Below are 21,825 nucleotides of genomic sequence, written 5' to 3' on the forward strand. Positions count from 1 at the left end.
CCCTGGTTCCCGCTCGCCCTGTGCCCCGGGCAGGCTAACCGCAGGTGCTGTGCGCGGTCACAGCGGAGGCTGTGCGGGTGCGGGTCCGAGGGTGGTGGTGCCGGGGGCCGTACGGTGCCCGAGACCCGTCCGGTACGCGTCCAGGGCGGCCTCCACCCGGCCGGTACGGCGGAGCAGATCGCCGAGCAGCCGGCACAGGTCGGCCAGGTCGCCGGCCGCGCCGGCCCGCTCCAGCAGGCTGAGCGCGCGGACGTAGTGCTCCTCGGCGGCCTCGGTGTCGCGGGCGTCCTCGGCGATGATGCCGAGCAGCCGGTGGGCGGCGGCGGAGTGCAGGGCGCCGCGTTCGGAGCTGAGGTCGGCCAGCACCTCGTGGAGCAGGGCGGCGGCCTCGTCGGACTTGCCGCGCCGGTGCAGGACGTCGGCCAGCTCGACGGCGACCTGGCTGGTGTAGAGGGCGGCGCGCTTGGCCGACAGCATGGCCCGCGCCTCCCGCAGCTCGGTCTCGGCCCGGTCCAGCTCGCCGTTCTGCGCGCACACGTACCCGCGCATCCAGTGGCAGTGCGCCAGCTCGGTACGGATCTGCAGACCCCGGTACAGCTCGGCCGCCTTGGCCAGGGAGGCGTCGGCCTCGGCGATCCGCCCCTCGGCGAGCAGGGTGCGGGCCACGGACCGGTGCATCCGGGCGACCAGCGCCGGGTCCCCGGCCCGCGGCGCCAGGGCGAGCGCCAGCTCGGCGGCCTGGGCGGCGCGCGCGTGGGCGCCCAGGTCCATGTACGGGCCGATGACACTGGCGTAGAGCAGCAGCAGCGCGTCGGGGTCGTGCAGTCCGCCCCGGTTCAGCTCGTCGAGGGTGGACTCCAGCAGGTAGACGGCGTACCGCAGCTCACCGGCGAGGTAGTGGGCGACGGCCCGTCCGCGCAGCGCCGGGACCCGCGCCGGCAGCGGGGCCGCCCCGAGCGCCTGCTCGGCCTGCTCGAAGTGGCGGCGGGCGGCGTCCAGGTCGCCGGTGTCGATGCCGCACTCGCCAAGCCCGAGCAGCGCGGCCACCCGTTCCTCGACCAGCCCGTGCGTCTCCGCCTCGCCGAGCACCGCCGTGAACGCCTCGGCGGCGGCCTCGGTGGCGCCGGTGGCCAGGGTGCGCTGGGCGCCGGTGAGCTGGAGCCGCAGCTCGGTGGCGAGCCGGGCGGAGCGCCCGGTGACCAGCTCGTCGTAGGCCACGCCGAGCCGTTCGGCGATGTGCCGCAGCGCCTCGTCGGAGGCCCGCACCCGCCCGGCCTCCAGGGTGGAGACGTAGGCGGGCGTGTAGGCGGGCGCCGCCAACTGCTTCTGGGTCAGCCCGCGTTCCGCCCGCAGCTGCTGCACCCGGCGCCCGATCGTCACCGGGTCGTCGCGCTCCGACATGCCCAACTCCCCTGGTGCCCCTTGCCGTTCGCCTCGGACAGCCCCTAGGTTAAACCGGGAATTAAGCCTGCTTACCCGAACCGCTTAATACATCGCGTCCATACATGGCCGTTGCGAGGTCGCCGTGCTCGAACGCACCAGCACCACCGAGCGTTACGCCCGAGGCATCGCCGCCGCCGTGGTGGCGGTGGCCGCGCTGATCCTGGCCGCGAACGCCGGTCCGGCGAGAGCCACGGAGCCGGTTCGGGAACCGAGGGCGGGGTGTCCGACAGCGGCGGAGCAGGGTCACACAGCCGGGAGTGACCACCTGGCTGCGCACAGGTGACGGACGTCATGAAGGTCTGACAGGCTGATGTCATGACCTCCCCCGCCGCTCGTGCCGCGCTGGATCTCACCTCCGATCTCCCCGTCACCGGCCTCGAGGACTTCTACCGGGACCTGCACCGGCACCCGGAGCTGTCCTTCCGGGAGCACCGCACGGCGGTCCGGCTCGCGGCGCGGCTGACCGCGGCGGGGTTCGAGACGGCCGAGGGGATCGGCCGTACCGGCGTGGTGGGGCTGCTGCGCAACGGCGAGGGGCCCACCGTCCTGCTGCGCGCCGACATGGACGCCCTGCCCGTCGAGGAGCAGACCGGCCTGCCGTACGCCTCCACCGTGCCCGGGGTGATGCACGCCTGCGGGCACGACCTGCATGTCACCTGGCTGGCCGGGGCCGCTGAGGCGCTGGCGGCGGGGCGGGACGCCTGGTCGGGGACGCTGCTGATGGTGGGGCAGCCCGCGGAGGAGTCCGGCGGCGGGGCGGCGGCGATGGTCGCGGACGGGCTCTACGACCGGTTCCCCCGCCCCGACGTGCTGCTCGGTCAGCATGTGGCGCCGGGTCCGGTGGGCGGGATCGCGCATGTGCCGGGGCTGATCATGTCGGCGACGACGGATGTGGAGATCGTCGTGCACGGGCGGGGCGGGCACGGCTCGCGGCCCGAGACGACGGTCGATCCGGTGGTGACGGCCGCGTTCCTCGTCACGCGCCTGCAGACCGTGGTCAGCCGGGAGATGGCCCCGCGGGAGCAGGCCGTGCTGACCGTCGGGCGGATCGAGGCCGGTACGGCGGCCAACGTCATCCCGGCCACCGCCCGCATCTCCCTCAACCTGCGGACCCAGTCCGAGGCCGTCCGGGACCGGATGCTCGCGGCGATCCGGCGGATGGCGGCCGGGGAGTGCCTGGCCGCCGGCTGCCCGCGCGAGCCGGAGGTGACGGTGAGCGGCACGTTCGCCGTGACCGTCAACGACGCCGACACCGACCACCGGGTGGCCGCGGCGCACCGCGAGGTCTTCGGCGCCGACGCCGTGTTCGACCCGGGCCCGGCGATGGGCAGCGAGGACTTCTCGCACCTGGCCGTGGGCGAGCTGCCGTACTCCTACTGGTTCGTGACGAGCACCCCGCCCGCGCTCTGGGACGCGGCGCCCGGGGACGATGTGCCGGCCCGCTCGGAGTCGGTACCGAGCAACCACAGCCCGCTCTTCGCCCCCGACCTGGCCACGGTGCCGACGGGGGTGCGGACCCTGGTGTCGGGGGCGCTCTCCTTCTTGTCGGTGGCGTGACTACTGCATCCTCACGAGCCGAGCCGCTGCAACTGCCGCTGGACGTGGTCCAGCGCGCCCTGCCGCCGTCCCGGCACCCGGGTCCGCAACTCCGCCAGCGCGGGCCCCAGTTCACGGGCGCGCGCCGGGTCGTCGATGCGGCCCCACTGGTGGTGGGCCCGGTCTACGGCGGACTCGACGTCCGGGTCCGCCGCCGACTGCCCGGCGGCCAGCCGGGCGGACGCCACCCCCAGCCAGGCGCGGCAACTGCGGACGGCGTCCCCCGCGAACATCGCCAGATCGGCCCGGACTCCGGCCCAGTGCAGGGCCTCGGGCGAGCCCGGCCCGTGGGCCAGCACGGCGCTGCGCTCATGGTGGGCGGCGACCGCGTCGGCGTCACCGTGCCGGCCGGCGTTCACGGCCTCGGTGATGACGGTGTGGGGGTCGGGCGCGGGGGCGCCGACGGCCCCGAGGACGAGGTCCGCGTACCCCTCCGGGCCCACCCGCGCCCACGCCTGCTGGTGCAGCTGCGCCAGCTCCGGCCGCCGGCCGCTGCGCAGAATCGTGGCGACCGCCTTCATGTACGAGGGTGCCGCCACCGTCCGCCGTCGCGGGGGCGGCGCGATACGGCCGTAGACCGCGCTGGTGCGCCCGCAGTCCAGCGGCTGGGTCCGCAGCAGCTCCCAGGTCGCCGCGTCCGCGTGCAGATCGAGCACCAGGCTGGTGCTGCCCGGCGCGCGCAGCCGCAGCTCCTCCCGGATCCAGTGCCAGGGCAGGGCCGTGTAGCGCACGGTCGACGCGGTCGTGCGGGCCAGCGCCAGGTGCACCAGCCGTTGCCTGCGGTCGAGTTGGAGCTGGCCGGTGAGGAACACGGTGAGCGGGCCGGGAGCCGCGGCGGCGGCGCGCAGCCGGGTCAGGACGGCCTGCGGTTCGAGGGGGTCGGCGAGTTCGACGACGTTCGCCGTGTCCGTGCCCGCGAGCACCGCGGGCGGTACCGCCGCGAGGACGGGGAGCACGGACGCCGCGTCCACCAGACAGTCCTTGCCCGCCGGGGCGGCGGCGAGCAGCAGCACGGTTCCGGGCATCGGTCCCTCCCCATCCCCCGTCGATCACGTACGGCAGCACCGTAACGGGCTTTCACCCCGCCCGTCGTACGGCGAACACCGTGGTGTCATCGGCCAGCAGGCCGCCGCAGTGGCGCAGGGTGCCGTCGCGGACGAAGGCGACCAGCACGTGCGGGTCGGTGCGGCGGGGGTCGGCGGCCACGGCGCGGGCGACCTCGTCGGCGAGCGGGTAGAAGGCGCCGGTGGCGTCCCGGGCCTCGGTGACACCGTCGGTGGTCAGCAGCACCGTCTCGCCGGGGGCCAGGACGGAGTGGAGCACCGGGGGCGGGCCCGCGGGGCGGGTCAGTTCGCCCAGGCCCAGCGGAAGGGCCTCGCCCGGCGGCAGCTGCCGTACCCCCGAGGGGCCCGCGACCAGGGGCGGGTCATGGCCGAAGACGACCGATTCCAGGGTGCCGGGCTCGTCGGCGGGGAAGCTCAGCAGGACGGCGGTGGCGAAGCGGTCGGCGTCCTCCCGGCCGAGGGCCGCGCAGTGGCCGGCGTGCCGGACCATACGGATCTCCAGGCGCTCGGCGACGGTGGCGAGGTCCGGCTCGTGGTACGCGGACTCGCGGAAGGTGCCGAGCAGGGCCGCGGCCGCCTCCACCGCGCCGAGCCCCTTGCCCTGGACGTCACCGAGGAGGACGCGGGTGCCGTGCGGGCCGGGCTGGATGTCGTAGAAGTCGCCGCCCACCGCCGCCTCCACGTCGGCGGTGAGATAGACGGCGGCGTGGTCCAGGCCGCCCCAGCCCGGTGGCAGCGGACGCAGCACGGTACGGCGGATGGTGTCGGTGACGTCCCGCATGTGCAGCATCCGCCGCTCGCCGCGCACCCGGACGGCGCAGGCCAGCGTGGCCAGGACGCCGCCGATCGCGCAGAGCAGGAAGTCGGCGAGCCCGGCCTGGAACTCCTGCGGCCAGGTGCTGTCCGCGACGAAGTAGGTGGTCGTGGTGAGCACCGCGAACGCGGCGGTGCCCCCCACCCCGCAGATCGCCGCGGCGATACCGGGGACGAGGACCACCCAGGAGATGATCCGGAAGTCCCGGGCGGTGTTCCAGTCGGTCGCCACGATCGCGACGAGCAGCAGCAGCGGCGGCACCCAGGTCACGCTCCGGCCGCCCACCCGCAGGATCTGGTGCCGCTGGAGACGGTCCGGGGCAGCGGTGGCCGGAAGCCTCCGGCGGCGGGCCGGGGGACCGCTCACCGGTCTCAGTCCGCGCCCGCTCATGCCGCCAGCGAAACACGCGGCCGTACGCACCGCATCTTCGAGTTGCCAGGCTCCCCGCCCCGGGTGTGCTCTGGAAGCCGGGGGTGGACAAGACCCCAAGGAGGAGGTGCTCCCATGGCTCATGCGGCACCCAGACCCGGCCGGCGTACGACCGGGGTGACGGTCACATCCGACGTCTTCAGCGAGCGCACCCACACCCTCGCGCGGTTCGGCATCCCGGTCGTCCTCGGTCTGGTCTACGGCTACTGGGCCGCGGCCAACCGGCGCGACGGCGGTGAGATCACCGGCTGGAACATCCTGTTCGGCTTCACCACCGCGATCACGTTCATGGTGCTGTGCATCGCGGTGGCCGTGCTGGCGCCCAGGCTGAAGAGGGAGCTGCACTCGCTGACGAAGTCCGCCTTCGCGGGCGCGGCCTTCGGCTTCCTGTACAGCCAGGCCGGCGCCACGGTCCTCAGGTCCGTGACGATGAGCCTGCTGGTCACGGCGGCCGTCTTCGCGGTGTTCTTCTACCGCTACTACACGCACGAGGACGGCGAGGGCAATCCGCTGCCCCGCTGACCCCCACGCGTGGGCCCCGGCACTGCTGCCGGGGCCCACGCGCTCCCTCACCTTCCCCTCACCAGCCGCCCAGCAAGCTCCAGCCGCTGGACGACGATCCGGAGGCGCTCCAGCTCCACGAGCCGGACGCGCTCCACGAGCCGGACGCGCTCCAGGAGCCGTTGACGTACGGGTCCTCCCAGTTGGTCCAGGACCCGTCCTTCCATACCGGACAGGGGTCCGCGCAGTTCGGCACCCGTGCCCCGCCGGTGTCGACGAAGGCGGCGCTGGCCCAGCCCTGGGCGCCCTCCAGCCAGTACCAGTGCGGGTTGCCGTTGACGCTCTGGCCGCGGACCTTGCACTCCACGCGGTCCTGGCTGCCCGGCGCGAGCCGGTCCACGACGGGCGAGTGAACGGTCGGTTCCAGCCTGACGTTGAGCTTCGTGTGGGAAACGACGGTGCCCCAGATCGGACCGCCATGGCCGCCTCCGCCGTGTCCGTCGGCGTAGCTGGGCGGTGCTGCCGCGGCTGCCGTCGCGCCCGCTGTGGCGGCGATCAGGGAGCCGCCGGTGAGCAGGGCCACGGCCAGGGTCCGCAGGGCCGGAGTGGTGCGCATGATCGCCTCCTTCTCCCCAGCACCAGGAAACACCCGTTCGGGTGAACCCTCCACCGGAGAGCCGGGAGCCCAGTTCCCCCAAGGGGTCCGGCCGCTCGGCCAGACGGCCGCTCACCGCTGGCGGGCCCGGCCCGGTCCGGCTTGCCTGAAGGCGTGTCCTCCCGGCTGCACAACGCCCTCTCGGCCGCGCTGATCGCGCTGGCCTGCCTCCTGGTGCCGTTCGGCGCGCTGGCCGCCTGGGTGTCGTACGGGCTCGCCGACACCGGCCGGTACGTCACCGCGATGGCACCGCTGGCCGCCGATCCGGCCGTGCGGGACGCGGTCGCGGACACGGTGGGTGACGGGATCGTGCGGGAGACGGACGCCGGGGCGCCGATGCGGCCGTTCGTGCACGACGCGGTGCGGTCCTTCACCGGCACCGCCGCCTTCCGCGCCGCCTGGGACAGCGGCAACCGGGCCGTCCACGACGCGGTCCTGCAAGCCGTGCGCGACGGCGGCGAGGGCGAGGTGCGGGTCGATCTCGCTCCGGTCGCCGCCGAGGTGAAGCAACAACTGGCCGCCGACCACGTGCCGCTGGCGCACCGGATCCCGGTCGAGCACACCGAGGTCGCCGTGCTCCCCGCCGGTGAACTGGAGCGGCTGCGCCGGGGGTTGTCGGTGGTGGAGGTCGCCGGTTTCTGGCTGCCCGTCACGGCCGCGCTGCTCGCCGTCGCCGGGATCGCCGTCGCCGCCTGCCGCCGGCGCGCGGTGACCGCGACCGCGCTCGGCACCGCGCTGGGCGGCGCGTTCCTCGCCCTCGCCGTCTTCCTGGGCCGCCGGCTGACCCTGGCCGACCTGCCCGACACCGTGCACCGCCCGGCCGCGGAGGCGGTGTACGACGCGCTCACCGCGACCCTGCGCACGGTGTCCTGGCTGCTGGTCGCCGTCGGCCTGGCGGTGGCGCTCACCACCTGGCTGATCGCCCGGTACAGGCAGTCTCCGGCGGCCCCCCGTCCTTGAGGACCACCGGGCCGTGCTCGCCGATGTCACGCCGCACGGGCCCGGCTGATCCGCGCCGCCCGCCCATAATGGGCGCATGTCCCGCGAGTTCCCCATCGGCCTCACCCCTCCCGACTGGCTGGTCCGGAACCTCCAGGCACAGCCGGCCCCCGTCAACCGGGCGGCCGTGGCACGGGCGGCCGTCGCGATGGCGCTGCCGCTCGCCGTCGGACTCGTCGCCGGCGAACCGGCGTACGGGGCGCTCGCCTCCATGGGCGCGCTGTCCGGGGTGATCGGGGACACCGCCGACGCCTACCGCATGCGGCTCCTCAACATCGCCGTACCGCAGCTCTTCGGCGCCGTCGGCATCACCCTGGGCGCGCTGGTGTACGGGCACGGGTGGCTGGCGGTCGCCGCCGTGACGGCTGTCGCGCTGGTCTCCGGGATGATCTCGACGATCGGCGCGGTGGCCTCCGTGTCGGGGCTGCTCCTGCTGCTGAACTCGGTGGTCGGGGCGGGGCTGCCGATGCCCGGCCCGTGGTGGCTGGCGCCGGTGCTGATGACCGGCGGCGGGCTGCTGGTGCTGCTGCTGGCGCTGCTCGCCTGGCCGCTGCGCGGCGGGGTGCCGGAGCGGACGGCGGTGGCGGACACGTACCGCACGGTCGCCGATCTGCTGGCGGCGACGGGCCGGACGGAGGCGTACGACGCCGTCCGGCACACCGTCACCCAGTCCCTGAACCAGTCCTACGACCTCGTCCTCGCCCGGCGCACCCGCCACCACGGCCGCAGCCCCGAACTGACCCGGCTGCTCGCCCAGTTGAACGCGGTCATCCCGATCGTGGAGGTCGCCCCCGCCGCCCACCAGGACGGCAGGCCCCTGCCCCCCGAACTCCCCCAGGCGGTACGGCACCTCGCGCAGGCCGTGGAGACCGGCTTCACCGGCCCGATAGGACTCAGCCTCCCCGTACCCACGACGGAGACCGGGCGCGCCGTCGACCACGCCCTGCGCCATGCCGCCGACGTGGTCGCCGCCCCCGACGTGGACCCCCGCGGCACCGACGACCGGCTCGGCCGCCCCGCGGCCCTCGGCATCCGGGCCGCCCGCGCCGCCCGCAACGTCGCCCTGTCCGCCGCGTCCTGGCGCTACGGCCTGCGGCTGGCCCTGTGCATCGGGGTGGCCCAGGTGCTGGTGTCGATCGTGCCGGTGCCGCGCTCCTACTGGGTGGCGCTGACCATCACCTTCGTGATGAAGCCCGACTTCGGCTCGGTCTTCTCCCGGGCCCTGCTGCGCGCGCTCGGCACGGTCGCCGGACTGGTCGTCGCGGCGGCGGTGCTCTCCCAGGTGCCCCGGGGCTGGTGGGACGTGCCGGTGATGCTGCTGCTCGCCCCGCTGATCCCGGCCCTCACCCCGCGCGGCTACGGCTATCAGACCGCGGCCATCACCCCGGTGATCCTGCTCCTGTCCGACACCCTGAACCAGCAGGGCACCGCCCTGCTCCTGCCCCGGCTGGTGGACTCGCTGATGGGCTGCGGCATCGCGCTGGTCGCCGGGTACCTGCTGTGGCCGGAGAGCTGGCACACCCGGGTCGGCGACCGGCTCGCGGAGGCGGTGGCGGCCACCGCCCGCTATGTGGAGGGCGCCTTCGGCGCGGACGCCGTCGACCCGCCCGCCCGCGCGCGGATGCGCCGCGGCCTGTACCGGGATCTGTCCGTCATCCGTACGGAGTTCCAGCGCGCCCTGACCGAACCGCCGCCCACCGGCCGCCGGGCCGCCGCCTGGTGGCCGCTGGTCGTCGCCGTGGAACGGATCGTCGACGCGACGACGGCGGCCCGGGTCCGGGTCAAGCACGGAGCGGTGCCGCCGTCGCAGGCGGAGGTCGTCCAGGTCGCCCGGCAGCTGAGGGAGCTGTCGGACGGACTGCGGCGGGCGGACGTGCTGTACGCGGTCCGCACCGACCTCACCGGACCGTCGGGCAGCGTCCTGGAGCCGGTGCGGCAGGAAGTGGCGGCGGCCAGAGCCATCGCCTCCCCGCGCTGAGCGGCCGGGCGGGTCAGACGCCGATGTCGCGGCCGTCCTTGCGCCACACGGCCACGACAGCCGGGCGGACGTAGGTGCCGGGCCCGTCGGGCCAGGTGCTCGCCGGGTTCTCGACGCTCGCGCCGTCGACCTCGCCCGGGTGCTGCACGGCGACCAGGACACGGCGGTCCTGGATGATCGGGCCGCAGGTCTCGGCGCCCTTCGGCACGGTCAGGAACTGCTTCAGCTCACCGCGCCGGTCGCCGCGCGTGGCGACACCGAACAGGCCGTCGTGCGAGCCCAGCTGGGCGCCGTCGGTGGAGATCCACAGGTTGCCGTACGGGTCGAAGGCCACGTTGTCCGGGCAGGAGATCGGGCTGACCTGGTCCTTCGGGAAGCCCGCGAAGTAGGTGGCCGGGTCGCTCGGGTCGCCGGCGACCAGGAACAGGCTCCAGGCGAACCGGGTGCTGTCGGCGCGGTTCCAGCGCTCGGTCAGCTCCAGGACCTGGCCGTGCTTGTTGCTGTTGCGCGGGTTGGCCTCGTCGACACCGGGGTAGCCGGTGGTGCCGCGGCGGGTGTTGTTGGTGAGCGCCACGTACACCTTGCCGGTGTGCGGGTTGGGCTCGACGTCCTCCGGCCGGTCCATCTTGGTGGCGCCGACCTTGTCACCGGCGAGCCGGGTGAAGACGAACACCTCCTCGGCGGTCATGCCCTCGACGTGGCTGACGGCGCCCTTGGCGGTGGCGGTGGCCAGCGGGATCCACTCGCCGGAGCCGTCGAACTCGCCATCGGAGGGGAGCTTGCCGGTTCCGTCGATCTCGATGGCGGGGGTGTCACCGGTGAGCTTGGCGACGTACAGCGTCCCCTCGTCGAGCAGGGAGAGGTTGTGCTCGCGCACCGCGCGGCCGGAACCCTTCTTCATCCGCTTGCTGCCGACGAACTTGTAGAAGTAGTCGAAGCGCTCGTCGTCACCGGAGTAGACGACGGGACGGCCGTCGTCGGTGAGCCGCACGGTCCCGCCCTCGTGCTTGAAGCGGCCGAGCGCGGTGTGCTTGCGCGGCGTGGAGTGCGGGTCGTACGGGTCGAGCTCGACGACGTAACCGTGCCGGTGCACCTCGTTGGGCTCCTGGGCGACGTCGAAGCGCTTGTCGAACAGCTCCCACTTGCGCTCGGTGGCGCCGGTCGGGACGCCGTACCGCTTGTCGGTGGCACTGCTGCCGTTGCCGAAGTACTGGTTGAAGTTCTCCTCACCGTGCAGCGTGGTGCCCCACGGGGTGACGCCGCCCGCGCAGTCGTTGAGGGTGCCGAGGACCTTGGTGCCGGAGGGGTCGGCGGAGGTCTTCAGCAGGTCGGACCCGGCGGCGGGGCCGGTGATCCGGAACTCGGTGGTGGCGGTGATGCGCCGGTTGAGCGGGTGCCGGGGGACGGGCTTGAGCTGCCCGTTCTTCTTGTTCCCCTCCACCACGACGGCGGACAGCCCGTGCGCGGCCCAGGCGATCTCGACCTGCTCGCGGGTGGGGTTGGCGGCGTCGTAGCCGCGGAACATCAGCATCTCGTCGGTGTACTCGTGGTTGGCGACGAGGATCTGCCGGTTGTACTCGCCGGGCAGCGGGAGCAGGGCGAGGAAGTCGCAGTTGTAGCCGAACTGCTGGGCCTGCGCCCGGGCGGTCTGCTTCTCCGGGTCGAAGGCGGGCGCGCCGCGCAGGATGGGCTCACCCCAGCGGATGACGACGTTCTGGCCGTAGCCCTCGGGCACGGTGACGGCGTCGGCGGTGTTGGGCGCGACGGCCGTGAAGCGCAGGCCCCGGGCACCCTTGGCGGTGCCGGGCTTGCCCGTGCCGGCGGGCGCGGCCTCGGCGGCGGGCGCGGCGGCGACGGTGGCGGCGGTGCCGGCGGCGGCCGCGGCGGTCACGACGGCGGCGGCACGCATCACGCTACGGCGGCTCAGGGCGCCGGCGATGACGTCGCCGACGTACGGGTTGGCGGTGGTGTTGGGCACCTCGTGGAAACAGGCGTCACCACACCGGAAACGGCAGGTCATGGCGGAACGGCCGCCGGGATGGGAACCGTTCGTCCTGATGAGCGGTAGCGGAATGCGCACGTTGTTCTCCCCTTGCTTCCCCTTGGATCCAGCGTGTCGGACGGTAGGTGGGCGTTTGTGCGAACGCGGGGACGAGCGATGAACGACGCGTGAACTGGAGGTATCGGTAACTCAGTTGCCACGAGCGACGTGACTCGGGGGAGGGCAGCCGAAGATCATCGCCGGGGGCGGCTAACCTTACGTGTCCGTCCTGGCCAGGGATTTACGGGCTACAACTCATCCGAAGGGTTGCGCACATGGGCATTCTCACTCTCCTGCGGAACGCATTGGGCCGGTCCCGCAAGGGGCGCACGGCCGAGGCAGAGGGTGCGGAAGGGACAAAGCCGACCGTGCCGACGCAGCCTGCGCCGACCCCGGCGGCCGACCCCACCCCGACCCCGGCACCGGCGACCGCCCCCACCGCCCAGCTCCCGGAACCCCGCCCGGCAACGGACGACGAGCACGACCTGGTAGCGGCGGCCTTCGACAACGTCACGGTCCCGAAGCAGCCGACCACGTCGGAGACGGCAGAGCAGGAGCCGACGGCGAAGAAGCCGGAACCGGAACCGGAACCGGTGGCGGAGAAGCCGGAGCCGAAGCCGGAACCGGTCGCGGAGAAGCCGGAGCCGGTGGTCGAGCCGGAGCCGGAGCCGGAGAAGCCGGTAGTGGTGATCGAGCTCGAGCCGGTGGCGGAGACCCCCGACCCGGTGATCGAGCCGGTGGCGGAGACACCCGAGCCGGTGACCGAGCCCGAGCCCGAGCCGGTGACCGAGGCCGAGCCGGTGGCCGAGGCCGAGCCGGTGGCCGAGGCCGAGCCCCAGGCCGTGGCGGAGACGCCCGAGCCGGAGGCGGAGACGGCGAAGCCCGTCGCGGACGAGGAGCCCGAGCCGGTCGTGGCGGCGGAGCCGGTCGCGGAGCCGGAGCAGGTGGCGGAGCAGCCCGCAGCCGCCGACGGCGAGGACGCCCCACAGGGGCCACCCGCACCCGACAACGAGACCCGCACGGGTGGTGCGGGTGGGAACGAAACGGCCGAAGGCGAAGCCGAGGCCAAGGCCGACCAGCAGCCCGCAGCCGCCGACGGCGAGGACACCCCACAGGAGCCCACGCCCTCGGCCACCGCCACCCCCGCCTCCCCCGCCACCCCCCTCACCCACCTGAAGACCACCGCCCCCGGCCTGGCCACCGCCTACAAGGCAGCCACCACCACCCTCAAGAAGAACGACCTCACCGGCACCCGAGCCAAGGTCTACCTCGTCCTCGACCGCTCCGCCTCCATGCGCCCGTACTACAAGGACGGCTCCGCCCAGGCCCTCGCCGAGCAGACCCTCGCCCTCGCCGCCCACCTCGACCCCGAGGCCACGGTCCACGTCACCTTCTTCTCCACCGAACTCGACGGCACCGGCGAACTCACCCTCACCGACCACGAGAACAAGATCGACGAGCTGCACGCGGCCCTGGGCCGCATGGGCCGCACCAGCTACCACGTCGCGGTGGAGGAAGTCATCACCCACCACCAGAAGACGACCGCCGACACCGTCGACGCCTCCCACACCTCCGGCACCCCCGCCACCCCCGCCCTCGTGATCTTCCAGACCGACGGCGCCCCGGACGCGAAGACCCCCGCCACCCAGGCCCTCACCGACGCCGCGAAGAGCCACCCCCACATCCACTTCGCCTTCGTCGCCTTCGGGGAGCACGACAACAAGGCCTTCGACTACCTCCGCAAACTGAAGACCGGCAACACGTCCTTCTTCCACGCGGGCCCCACCCCCCGCGAGCTGACCGACACCGAGCTCTACACCGGCGTACTCGCGAACTGGAAGCCGTAACCGAAGCCGTAATCGAAACCGAAACCGAAAAGACGACGGCCGCCCCCTTCCCACCCCTCAAAACGGGAAGCGGGCGGCCCACCCATGTCGGCTACGATTTCAAGGTTCGAAAAACAACCGACCTGGGAGCAGCCAAACCATGGCTCGACACCTCATCACCAGCGCCCTTCCGTACATCAACGGGATCAAGCACCTGGGCAACATGGTGGGGTCCATGCTCCCGGCGGACGTGTACGCCCGGTACCTCCGCCAGCGCGGCCACGACGTCCTGTACATCTGCGCCACCGACGAGCACGGCACCCCCGCCGAACTGGCCGCGAAGGAGCAGGGCCTGCCGGTGGCCGAGTTCTGCGCGCAGGCGCACGACGCGCAGAAGGCGGTCTACGACGGCTTCGCGCTGGCCTTCGACTACTTCGGCCGCAGCTCCAGCCCGCAGAACGTGGAGATCACCCAGCACTTCGCCCGCCGCCTGAACGAGAACGGCTTCATCGAAGAGCGCGCCATCCGCCAGGTGTACAGCCCCACCGACGGCCGTTTCCTCCCGGACCGCTACGTCGAGGGCACCTGCCCCCACTGCGGCTACGACAAGGCCCGCGGCGACCAGTGCGAGAACTGCACCCGCGTCCTGGACCCCACCGACCTGATCGACCCGCGCTCGGCGATCTCCGGCTCCACCGACCTGGAGGTCCGCGAGACCAAGCACCTCTTCCTCCTGCAGTCCAAGCTGCAGCACGAGGTCGAGGAGTGGGTCGCCCGCCACGAGGACGACTGGCCCCAGCTCGCCTCCTCGATCGCCCGCAAGTGGCTGAACGAGGGCCTGCTCGACCGCGCCATCACCCGTGACCTGGACTGGGGCGTCCCCGTCCCGGCCGACACCTGGCCGGAGCTGGCGGCGGAGGGCAAGGTCTTCTACGTCTGGTTCGACGCCCCGATCGAGTACATCGGCGCGACGAAGGAGTGGGCGGACGCGGCCCCCGCCGGGGAGACCCGGGACTGGAAGTCCTGGTGGTACGAGGCGGACGACACCGTCCGCTACACCGAGTTCATGGCGAAGGACAACGTCCCGTTCCACACGGTGATGTTCCCGGCCACCGAGCTGGGCGTGCGCGAGCCGTGGAAGAAGGTCGACTACGTCAAGGCGTTCAACTGGCTGACGTACTACGGCGGCAAGTTCTCCACGAGCCAGAAGCGCGGCGTCTTCACCGACCAGGCCCTGGACATCCTCCCCGCCGACTACTGGCGCTACTTCCTGATCGCCAACGCCCCGGAGTCGGACGACTCGTCCTTCACCTGGGAGCACTTCACGGCGACGGTGAACAAGGACCTGGCCGACACCCTGGGCAACTTCGTCAACCGCGTGCTGTCCTTCTCCAAGAAGCGCTTCGGCGAGGAGGCCCCGGCCGGCGGCGAGCCCGGCGAGGCGGAGGCCCGCCTCGGCGAGGAGATCGCCCGCCTGCTCGCGGAGTACGAGCAGCAGATGGAGGCCCTCCAGTTCCGCAAGGCCGCGGCCGCCCTGCGCGCGCTGTGGTCGGCGGGCAACTCCTACCTGGAGGAGAAGGCCCCCTGGCTGGAGATCAAGACCGACAAGGACGCCGCGGCCCTGACGCTGCGTACCGCGATGAACCTGATCCACCTGTACGCGGTGGTCTCGGAGCCCTTCATCCCGGCGACCTCGGCGGCCATGCGCCAGTCCTTCGCGCTCGCCGACGACACCGCCGCCTGGGTCTCGGCGGACGAGGCGAAGTCCCTGTCCTCCGTCCCGGCGGGCACGCCCTTCACGGTCCCGCCGGTGCTGTTCGCCAAGCTGACGGACGAGGACCTGCAGACGTACAAGGAACGCTTCGGCGGGGACACAGCCGCGTAACAGCCCTTCTCGGACCCCTCACTCACCAGATATATCTGGCCAAGATCACATGGCTGCTCAAGGCCGTGTGACATTCGAGTGGGGGGTCCTCTCATGGCTCTTTTCGGCAACGCACACCCGATCGACCCGGCGCAGGCCGCGCAGGACTACGCCCGGCTGCTGGGCCAGGGTGAGCAGGTGCACGCCGCCTACCTGCTGGTGCGCGACACCATCCTGCTGACCGACCGCCGCCTGATCCTGGTCGACAAGCAGGGCATCACCGGCAAGAAGACGGAGTACCACTCGATCCCCTACCGCAGCATCACGCACTTCGCGGTGGAGACGGCCGGCACCTTCGACCTCGACGCCGAGCTGAAGATCTGGGTCTCCGGCGCCCAGCTCCCCATCACCAAGACCTTCACCAAGGGCGTCGACATCTACGAGGTCCAGGCCATCCTGACCCAGTACGTGGCCCGCTGACGGACCCCCTCGGGCGAACGGTGACAAGTCCTTCACTATTCGTTTACGTACGGATAGTGTTCGATTCAATAAATGTCATCGTTCGCCTCACCGGCGACCCTCAGCATCAAGGAACGTCGTGAAGCGCATCCTGATCCGCTCCGGCAAGAGCCCTTTCCGGGTCGCCACTCCGACGGAGTTCATCCACCAGGACCTCATCGGGACGAACACCGGCAATCTGCTCTTCAGCGACTCCGCGCACAAGATGCTGACGACACCGGACACCGAGGTCACTTCCAACGGCATCCGCACCAACCCGTCCGCCGAGCGCGCCGCGGAGATCAACGAGCAGTACGACGTCTTCGTCGTCCCGCTCGCCAACGCCTTCCGCCCTCAGTTCCAGGCATCCCTGGACCGGCTCTCCACGCTGATCGAACAGCTCACCATCCCCGTGGTGGTGTTCGGCGTCGGCGCCCAGGCCACCGACGACTACGCGACCGAGATGCTCAAGCCGATGGAAGCATCCGTGAAGCGCTTCCTGCGGGCCGTCCTGGACCGGTCGGCGTCCATCGGCGTGCGCGGCGAGCTCACCGCCCGCTACCTGAAGGACCACGGCGCCCCGGACAGCGGCATCGACATCATGGGCTGCCCGTCGATGTTCCTCTACGGCGACACCTTCCCGGCGATCCGCGCCGCGGAGATCACCGCCGCCTCCCGGCTCGCCATCAACCTGTCGCCGAACGCGATACCCGTCGGCCCCCTCACCGGCATCGCCGAGTACGCCCACGCGCACTACCCGAACCTCACCTACTACGCGCAGAACACCGCGGACGCGGAACTGCTGCTGTGGGGCGACACCACGCCCGAGTCCGGCATCGAGGACCCCTTCCCGCTCCAGCTCAGCCACGCCCTGCTGCGCGAGAACAAGGTGCGCATGCCGCTGGACCCGGCGACCTGGATCGACGAGCTGCGCGGCTACGACTTCGCCTACGGCACCCGCATCCACGGCAACATCGCCGCTCTGCTGGCCGGTACGCCCGCCGTCGTCCTCACCCACGACTCGCGCACCCTGGAGCTGTGCCGGTACTTCGACATCCCGCACCGCCCGCTCTCCACGCTGGCAGCCGACACCGACCCGCGCGACCTGTACGAGGCCGCCGACTTCTCGGCCATGGTCAAGGGGCACGCGGAGCGGTTCGAGCGCATCACCGCCTTCCTCACCCGCAACGGCCTGGACAACGCCTACCAGCACGGCGACGGCGGTGCCGCCTACGAGGCCCGCGTCGCCTCCCTGGACCTGCCCGCATCCATGGAGGTCTGGGACGGCACCGAGGACGGCCGGATGCGCTACCGCATCAGCCGGCTGCGCGAGCGGATCACCGTCTCCGAGGACAAGCTCACCACGAAGCTCACGGCGGCCACCAAGAAGAACGCCGAACTGCGGGCCAAGCTGACCGCCGCCGAGAAGCGGGCCGCGCAGACGGCCGACCGGCTCGACGCCACCGTCCAGCAGCTGGAGGCCACCCGCAAGCAGCTCGCCGCCCTCGAACGCCGCGTAACGGGCATGGAAAAGCGCGTCCTGGTCCGCCTCGGCCCGGCCCTCCGCCGCCGCATCCGCAAACTCTGAAGGGTCAGCGCCCCGACGCGTACGCCACGAAGTCAGCCCAGGCCTGCGGCGCCAGCGCGAGGCGGGGGCTGGCGTCGCGGTGCTTGGAGTCGCGGACGTGGATGGTGCCGGGAGCGTGGGCGACCTCTACACAGGAGTTGCCGTCGTTGCCGCCGCTGTAACTGCTCTTGAACCACTCCAGCTCGGAGGTGGGCCCAGCAGTGGCCTTGCGGATCATGTTTCTCCCAGCAGTTGCTCGATGAGGGCCAGCGTCTCCCGGGGTGAGAGTGCCTGAGCCCGGATGGTGCCATACCTCAGTTCGAGGATGCGCAAGTGCTTGGGATCATGGACCGGCCGACCGTTGAACGCACCGTCAGAGCGGCCCACCGCCGTACCGTCCGTGAACTTCAGCAGTTCGATACGCCCGTCCAGTCCTGAGTGGGTGTCACAGTTCATCGGCATCACCTGGAGCACGACGTTGTGCAACCGCCCCACCTCCAGCAGTCGTTCGAGCTGGTGACGCCACACAATTGTCCCCCCGATGGGCCGCCGCAGCACGCCCTCTTCCAGGACGAAACTGAGCGCGGGTGCCGGGTCGCGCTCGAACACTGATTGCCGAGCCACACGAGCCGCCACCATGCGCTCCACGTCCTCCGGTGAGTACGGCGGCTGCGCCGCCCCGATGACGGATCGGGCATGGTCCGGCGTCTGCAGGAGCCCAGCAATGATGTTGCACTCGTACATCCCGATCTCGACCGCCTTGGCCTCCATGTCCGCCAAGGCGCGCACCTTCTTCGGGTACCGAACCTTCTCCACGTCCTCCTTCATCGCGGAGATCAGCCCACCCGCCTCCAACACCCTGTCGGCGTCGTCCAGATACTCGGGCCTGGGAATCCGCTTCCCACCCTCGATCTTGTAGACCATGTCCTCGCCGTACCCCACCGCCTTCCCGAACTCCGCGGCCCGCATCCCCACCGCCTCCCGCCGCAGCTTCAACTGCCGCCCCACGGTGGCGACTACAGCCACGCCCCACTCATCGTCCGGATCCACCTCCCACCCCGGCTCATCCGCCTCCGTCCTGAGCCGTCCCGCCTCCGCGTCCACCGACATCTCCGTGCCGCCCCTCCGTCGTACCGCCTCGTACCCGCCACGCCCTTACCCGTACGCACCGCCCCGACAAGCCCGGACACCACCGGACAACCACTGGACAGTCACCGTACGCAACCATGACGTCACTCCTCACGGTAGGAAGTTCCGGCCACGCTGAGTGACGTGATTCAGAAACTCGCCCAACCCGAGGGCCACATCCGCAACTTCCGCGTCCTGCTGTCCCCCACCCCCCGCGGCGCCCGCCTCGCCCGCCTGCTCGCCACGGAGGAACTGCGCAGCTGGGGACTCCCGTTGGATCCGGCGGCGAACATCGTCGCCGAGCTGGCGAACAACGCGGCCACCCACGGCCGCGTCCCCGGACGGAACTTCCAGCTCCTGCTCTACGTGGTCGGCGACACCCTCCGTATCGAGGTCACCGACACACTCGGTGACTGGCTGCCGCACCCGCAGCCCACCACCGCGGACACCGCCGAAACCGGCCGTGGCCTGATCCTCGTGACCGCGCTCGCCGACCGCTGGGGAGTGAACCGGGACCTGCCACCCCGCAAGACGGTCTGGGCCGAAGTCGAACTCGCCGCCCCGGCACCGGAGTCACCGAAGCCTGACGCCCCACGCTCCGGTCAGACCTGCGCTCCCTATGCACCACCCACTGGGGACAAAGAACCCCACCAAGCCCCACCCCTCCCTCCCGCCGGGCAAACTCACTCCCGCGAGTGAATATGCCCAACTCACCTGGATTTGGGGGTGGTTGCCTGCTCTACGCTCAGCGCGAGCAACACCACACGACCGCAAACATGCGACGGCCCCCGCCGGGACGGCAATCCCAGTGCGAGGGCCTGACCACCGAGGAAGAAAGCCGCTTCCCGATGGACTCCGAAAACCCTAGCGCGCCCTCCCGCGCCCAGTCCCGTATCCCGGGAAAAAACCACCCCCACGAGCGCCCGAACTCCGGCGTGGTCCACGACAACGTCCGCCTCACCGAGAACTTCACGGTGATCGGCAACGACCTCACCCAGCACAAGGAGCTGTCGCTGCTCGCGATCGGGCTGGGCTGCTACATCCAGTCGGTGCGACCGGGCACGGCGATCGACATCAAGACCCTCGCCGCCCGCTGATCCCCCGCCCCGAGCAGACCCCTGACGCCCTGCGCACGGCCCTCGCGGTCGTGGCTCCCGCCCGCTTGGAGGAGATGCAGGCCACGAAGGATGAGGCGTTCGCCAAGGCCGTGGAGTGGGAGTCTCTGAGCCCCGTACGGAGCTGGGTCCTCCTTTGGGCCCGGGACATCGAGATCGCCCGCCGTCCTGACCTGGCCGTCCGTTTCGAGCGCGCGCGGAGCACGCTGGAGGACGAGGATCCCGATGTCGCTCGGGAGGCTCTGCGGGAGCTGACCGCCGTACTGGACGAAGCCATGAAGGCAGTGCGCGGTTGAGCTGGAAGTGGGAGTACGCCTTCGGAGCGGAAGAAGCCGCCCGGGCCGCGCCCGCCGACTTTCTCGCCAGGGTGGCAAGCAAAGCGGATGAGCTGGTCAGGATCACGTACCTGGGTTTCTGAGGCCGCGAGCCGGTGAAACGACGCCGGCGCCGAGAACCCAAGTCGGTTCCCGGCGCCGGCGTCCTACGTCGTGCGAGGTGGAACTACTTCGGCTGCGGCTTGCGCACCGACAGGTGCAGTTCCCTCAGCCGGGTCTCGTCCAGCTCCGTCGGCGCGCCCATCATCAGGTCCTGGGCGTTGCCGTTGAGCGGGAAGGCGATCGTCTCGCGGATGTTGGGCTCGTCCGCGAGCAGCATCACGATGCGGTCGACGCCCGGGGCGATACCGCCGTGCGGCGGGGCGCCGAAGCGGAAGGCGCGCAGCATGCCGGCGAACTGCTCCTCGACGGTGTCGCGGTCGTAGCCCGCGATCTCGAAGGCCTTGAGCATGATCTCCGGCTCGTGGTTCCGGATCGCGCCGGAGGACAGCTCGACGCCGTTGCAGACGATGTCGTACTGCCAGCCCAGGATGTCCAGCGGGTCCTGGGTCTCCAGGGCTTCGAGGCCGCCCTGCGGCATCGAGAAGGGGTTGTGCGAGAAGTCGATCTTCCCGGTCTCCTCGTCCTTCTCGTACATCGGGAAGTCGACGATCCAGCAGAACCGGAAGACGTCCGTCTCGAACTGGCCCGCGCGCTTGGCGGCTTCCACCCGCACCGCGCCCATGATCTTCGAGACCTCGTCGAACTCACCGGCGCCGAAGAACACGGCGTGACCGGCGGCCAGGGACAGCCGCTTGGTCAGCTCCGCGACGTTCTCCTCGGTCAGGAACTTCGCGATCGGGCCGGACAGCGAGCCGTCCTCTGCCACCCGCACCCAGGCCAGGCCCTTGGCGCCCTGCGAGACCGCGAAGTCACCGAGCTGGTCGAAGAACTTCCGGGGCTGCGCGGAGACGTCCGGCACCGCCAGCGCGCGCACGTGCTTGCCGGCGAACGCCTTGAACTCCGAGCCATCGAAGACGTCCGTGATGTCGACGAGCTCCAGCTGGGCCCGCAGGTCCGGCTTGTCGGAGCCGTACTTCAGCATCGCCTCGCGGAACGGGATCCGCGGGAAGGGGGAGGTGACAGGACGGCCGCCACCGAACTCCTCGAACAGCTCCGTCATGAGCTTCTCGATCGGCTGGAAGACGTCCTCCTGCTCGACGAAGCTCATCTCGACGTCGAGCTGGTAGAACTCGCCCGGCGACCGGTCGGCACGGGCGTCCTCGTCGCGGAAGCAGGGCGCGATCTGGAAGTACCGGTCGAAGCCCGAGATCATCAGCAGCTGCTTGAACTGCTGCGGCGCCTGGGGGAGGGCGTAGAACTTGCCCGGGTTCAGCCGGGAGGGGACCACGAAGTCACGGGCGCCCTCGGGGGAGGTCGCGGACAGGATCGGGGTCGCCATCTCGTTGAAGCCCAGCGCCGTCATCTTGTGCCGGATCGCCGAGATGACCGCCGTACGCAGCATGATGTTGCGGTGCATGCGCTCGCGGCGCAGGTCGAGGAAGCGGTACTCCAGGCGCCGCTCCTCGTTGACGCCGTCCTCGGCGTTGATCGTGAACGGCAGCGGGGCGGCCGCGCCGAGCAGCTCGACCTCGCCGACCTCGACCTCGATCTCACCGGTGGGCAGCTCGGGGTTGACGTTCTCCGTGCCACGCGAGACGACCTTGCCGTCCACCCGGACCGTGGACTCCTTGGACAGCTTGTCCAGGGCCTCGTAGGCGGGGGTGCCGGGGCGCGCGACGAGCTGCGTGATGCCGTAGTGGTCGCGCAGATCGATGAAGAGGATGCCGCCCAGGTCGCGCCGATTGTGCAGCCAGCCGCTCAGCCGGACGTCGCTGCCGACGTCAGAGGCGCGGAGCTCGCCGCAGGTGTGGGACCTGTACCGATGCATCGTCGTTCATCCAGTCTTCGCGGATCGGGGTCGTGTTTCACG

Annotated in this window: 20 protein-coding genes; 12 read left to right on the top strand and 8 right to left on the bottom strand. The window is 71.6% G+C overall.

Annotated elements, in window-relative coordinates; all coding sequences use genetic code 11:
* Positions 1-57 precede the first annotated feature (57 nt).
* Positions 58-1,401: a tetratricopeptide repeat protein gene (locus tag ACWD1Z_RS14595; protein WP_451118645.1), complete on the bottom strand. Its 1,344-nt coding sequence runs from the start codon at positions 1,399-1,401 to the stop codon at positions 58-60.
* Positions 1,402-1,525: 124 nt separating this feature from the next.
* Between ACWD1Z_RS14595 and ACWD1Z_RS14600 the strand changes: the two genes are divergently transcribed.
* Together ACWD1Z_RS14600 and ACWD1Z_RS14605 are read left to right on the top strand one after the other, a co-directional pair.
* A complete protein-coding gene (locus ACWD1Z_RS14600; protein ID WP_451118647.1) occupies positions 1,526-1,726 on the top strand; it encodes a hypothetical protein in 201 nt (66 codons plus the stop codon).
* A gap of 32 nt (positions 1,727-1,758) precedes the next feature.
* A complete protein-coding gene (locus ACWD1Z_RS14605; RefSeq protein ID WP_451118649.1) occupies positions 1,759-3,000 on the top strand; it encodes an amidohydrolase in 1,242 nt (413 codons plus the stop codon).
* 11 nt (positions 3,001-3,011) lie between these two features.
* Here ACWD1Z_RS14605 and ACWD1Z_RS14610 read toward each other — a convergent pair whose 3' ends face one another.
* Positions 3,012-4,064 (bottom strand): hypothetical protein, encoded by a 1,053-nt coding sequence (locus tag ACWD1Z_RS14610; RefSeq protein WP_451118650.1) that lies wholly within the window; start codon positions 4,062-4,064, stop codon positions 3,012-3,014.
* Positions 4,065-4,116: 52 nt separating this feature from the next.
* Positions 4,117-5,307, bottom strand: coding sequence for a PP2C family protein-serine/threonine phosphatase (locus tag ACWD1Z_RS14615; protein WP_451118651.1), 1,191 nt, complete (start codon positions 5,305-5,307; stop codon positions 4,117-4,119).
* Between the two features lie 114 nt (positions 5,308-5,421).
* Between ACWD1Z_RS14615 and ACWD1Z_RS14620 the strand changes: the two genes are divergently transcribed.
* Complete coding sequence (locus ACWD1Z_RS14620; RefSeq protein WP_451118653.1) at positions 5,422-5,868, top strand: hypothetical protein; 447 nt, start codon at positions 5,422-5,424, stop codon at positions 5,866-5,868.
* Positions 5,869-5,926: 58 nt separating this feature from the next.
* On the opposite strand, the gene ACWD1Z_RS14625 is transcribed toward ACWD1Z_RS14620, so the two are convergent.
* Positions 5,927-6,463: an SH3 domain-containing protein gene (locus ACWD1Z_RS14625; protein ID WP_451118655.1), complete on the bottom strand. Its 537-nt coding sequence runs from the start codon at positions 6,461-6,463 to the stop codon at positions 5,927-5,929.
* 153 nt (positions 6,464-6,616) lie between these two features.
* Between ACWD1Z_RS14625 and ACWD1Z_RS14630 the strand changes: the two genes are divergently transcribed.
* On the top strand, positions 6,617-7,462 hold the full coding sequence (locus ACWD1Z_RS14630; protein ID WP_451118657.1) for a hypothetical protein: 846 nt from the start codon (positions 6,617-6,619) through the stop codon (positions 7,460-7,462).
* Positions 7,463-7,538: 76 nt separating this feature from the next.
* Complete coding sequence (locus ACWD1Z_RS14635) at positions 7,539-9,479, top strand: FUSC family protein (RefSeq protein ID WP_451118658.1); 1,941 nt, start codon at positions 7,539-7,541, stop codon at positions 9,477-9,479.
* A gap of 13 nt (positions 9,480-9,492) precedes the next feature.
* On the opposite strand, the gene ACWD1Z_RS14640 is transcribed toward ACWD1Z_RS14635, so the two are convergent.
* Positions 9,493-11,559, bottom strand: a complete 2,067-nt coding sequence (locus tag ACWD1Z_RS14640) for a PhoX family protein (RefSeq protein ID WP_451118660.1) — start codon at positions 11,557-11,559, stop codon at positions 9,493-9,495.
* A gap of 236 nt (positions 11,560-11,795) precedes the next feature.
* Between ACWD1Z_RS14640 and ACWD1Z_RS14645 the strand changes: the two genes are divergently transcribed.
* The 4 genes from ACWD1Z_RS14645 to ACWD1Z_RS14660 all read left to right on the top strand — a co-directional run bounded on the left by ACWD1Z_RS14645 (position 11,796) and on the right by ACWD1Z_RS14660 (position 17,296).
* Positions 11,796-13,367 carry a VWA domain-containing protein gene (locus ACWD1Z_RS14645; protein ID WP_451118662.1) on the top strand — a complete coding sequence of 524 codons (1,572 nt, stop codon included), beginning with the start codon at positions 11,796-11,798 and terminating at the stop codon, positions 13,365-13,367.
* A 139-nt stretch (positions 13,368-13,506) separates the two neighbouring features.
* A complete protein-coding gene (gene metG, locus ACWD1Z_RS14650; RefSeq protein WP_451118664.1) occupies positions 13,507-15,231 on the top strand; it encodes a methionine--tRNA ligase in 1,725 nt (574 codons plus the stop codon).
* A 93-nt stretch (positions 15,232-15,324) separates the two neighbouring features.
* Positions 15,325-15,690, top strand: a complete 366-nt coding sequence (locus ACWD1Z_RS14655; protein ID WP_250077801.1) for a PH domain-containing protein — start codon at positions 15,325-15,327, stop codon at positions 15,688-15,690.
* 118 nt (positions 15,691-15,808) lie between these two features.
* Positions 15,809-17,296 carry a polysaccharide pyruvyl transferase family protein gene (locus ACWD1Z_RS14660; RefSeq protein ID WP_451118666.1) on the top strand — a complete coding sequence of 496 codons (1,488 nt, stop codon included), beginning with the start codon at positions 15,809-15,811 and terminating at the stop codon, positions 17,294-17,296.
* Positions 17,297-17,300: 4 nt separating this feature from the next.
* Here the strand turns inward: ACWD1Z_RS14660 and ACWD1Z_RS14665 are convergent, their stop codons facing one another.
* Together ACWD1Z_RS14665 and ACWD1Z_RS14670 are read right to left on the bottom strand one after the other, a co-directional pair.
* A complete protein-coding gene (locus ACWD1Z_RS14665; RefSeq protein WP_451118668.1) occupies positions 17,301-17,513 on the bottom strand; it encodes a DUF397 domain-containing protein in 213 nt (70 codons plus the stop codon).
* A complete protein-coding gene (locus ACWD1Z_RS14670; protein ID WP_451118670.1) occupies positions 17,510-18,385 on the bottom strand; it encodes a helix-turn-helix domain-containing protein in 876 nt (291 codons plus the stop codon). Before ACWD1Z_RS14670 ends, ACWD1Z_RS14665 begins: the two co-directional genes overlap by 4 nt.
* 162 nt (positions 18,386-18,547) lie before the next feature.
* Here ACWD1Z_RS14670 and ACWD1Z_RS14675 point away from each other — a divergent pair, with 162 nt between their 5' ends.
* The 3 genes from ACWD1Z_RS14675 to ACWD1Z_RS14685 all read left to right on the top strand — a co-directional run bounded on the left by ACWD1Z_RS14675 (position 18,548) and on the right by ACWD1Z_RS14685 (position 19,814).
* Complete coding sequence (locus tag ACWD1Z_RS14675) at positions 18,548-19,102, top strand: ATP-binding protein (RefSeq protein ID WP_451118672.1); 555 nt, start codon at positions 18,548-18,550, stop codon at positions 19,100-19,102.
* A gap of 149 nt (positions 19,103-19,251) precedes the next feature.
* Positions 19,252-19,500, top strand: a complete 249-nt coding sequence (locus ACWD1Z_RS14680) for a hypothetical protein (RefSeq protein WP_451118673.1) — start codon at positions 19,252-19,254, stop codon at positions 19,498-19,500.
* 74 nt (positions 19,501-19,574) lie between these two features.
* Positions 19,575-19,814, top strand: a complete 240-nt coding sequence (locus ACWD1Z_RS14685) for a hypothetical protein (protein WP_451118675.1) — start codon at positions 19,575-19,577, stop codon at positions 19,812-19,814.
* Between the two features lie 205 nt (positions 19,815-20,019).
* Here ACWD1Z_RS14685 and aspS read toward each other — a convergent pair whose 3' ends face one another.
* Positions 20,020-21,783, bottom strand: a complete 1,764-nt coding sequence (gene aspS, locus ACWD1Z_RS14690; RefSeq protein ID WP_451118677.1) for an aspartate--tRNA ligase — start codon at positions 21,781-21,783, stop codon at positions 20,020-20,022.
* Between the last annotated feature and the right edge of the window lie 42 nt (positions 21,784-21,825).

The sequence above is a fragment of the Streptomyces sp. NPDC002784 genome (assembly GCF_053592135.1).

What these genes read in the sequence shown, in the direction of transcription:
- ACWD1Z_RS14595 (WP_451118645.1), bottom strand. Translation starts at nt 1,401, where the DNA reads ATGTCGGAGCGCGACGACCCGGTGACGATCGGGCGCCGGGTGCAGCAG.
- ACWD1Z_RS14605 (WP_451118649.1), top strand. Translation starts at nt 1,759, where the DNA reads ATGACCTCCCCCGCCGCTCGTGCCGCGCTGGATCTCACCTCCGATCTC.
- ACWD1Z_RS14610 (WP_451118650.1), bottom strand. Translation starts at nt 4,064, where the DNA reads ATGCCCGGAACCGTGCTGCTGCTCGCCGCCGCCCCGGCGGGCAAGGAC.
- ACWD1Z_RS14615 (WP_451118651.1), bottom strand. Translation starts at nt 5,307, where the DNA reads ATGAGCGGGCGCGGACTGAGACCGGTGAGCGGTCCCCCGGCCCGCCGC.
- ACWD1Z_RS14620 (WP_451118653.1), top strand. Translation starts at nt 5,422, where the DNA reads ATGGCTCATGCGGCACCCAGACCCGGCCGGCGTACGACCGGGGTGACG.
- ACWD1Z_RS14625 (WP_451118655.1), bottom strand. Translation starts at nt 6,463, where the DNA reads ATGCGCACCACTCCGGCCCTGCGGACCCTGGCCGTGGCCCTGCTCACC.
- ACWD1Z_RS14635 (WP_451118658.1), top strand. Translation starts at nt 7,539, where the DNA reads ATGTCCCGCGAGTTCCCCATCGGCCTCACCCCTCCCGACTGGCTGGTC.
- ACWD1Z_RS14645 (WP_451118662.1), top strand. Translation starts at nt 11,796, where the DNA reads ATGGGCATTCTCACTCTCCTGCGGAACGCATTGGGCCGGTCCCGCAAG.
- metG (WP_451118664.1), top strand. Translation starts at nt 13,507, where the DNA reads ATGGCTCGACACCTCATCACCAGCGCCCTTCCGTACATCAACGGGATC.
- ACWD1Z_RS14655 (WP_250077801.1), top strand. Translation starts at nt 15,325, where the DNA reads ATGGCTCTTTTCGGCAACGCACACCCGATCGACCCGGCGCAGGCCGCG.
- ACWD1Z_RS14665 (WP_451118668.1), bottom strand. Translation starts at nt 17,513, where the DNA reads ATGATCCGCAAGGCCACTGCTGGGCCCACCTCCGAGCTGGAGTGGTTC.
- ACWD1Z_RS14670 (WP_451118670.1), bottom strand. Translation starts at nt 18,385, where the DNA reads ATGTCGGTGGACGCGGAGGCGGGACGGCTCAGGACGGAGGCGGATGAG.
- ACWD1Z_RS14680 (WP_451118673.1), top strand. Translation starts at nt 19,252, where the DNA reads ATGGACTCCGAAAACCCTAGCGCGCCCTCCCGCGCCCAGTCCCGTATC.
- ACWD1Z_RS14685 (WP_451118675.1), top strand. Translation starts at nt 19,575, where the DNA reads ATGCAGGCCACGAAGGATGAGGCGTTCGCCAAGGCCGTGGAGTGGGAG.
- aspS (WP_451118677.1), bottom strand. Translation starts at nt 21,783, where the DNA reads ATGCATCGGTACAGGTCCCACACCTGCGGCGAGCTCCGCGCCTCTGAC.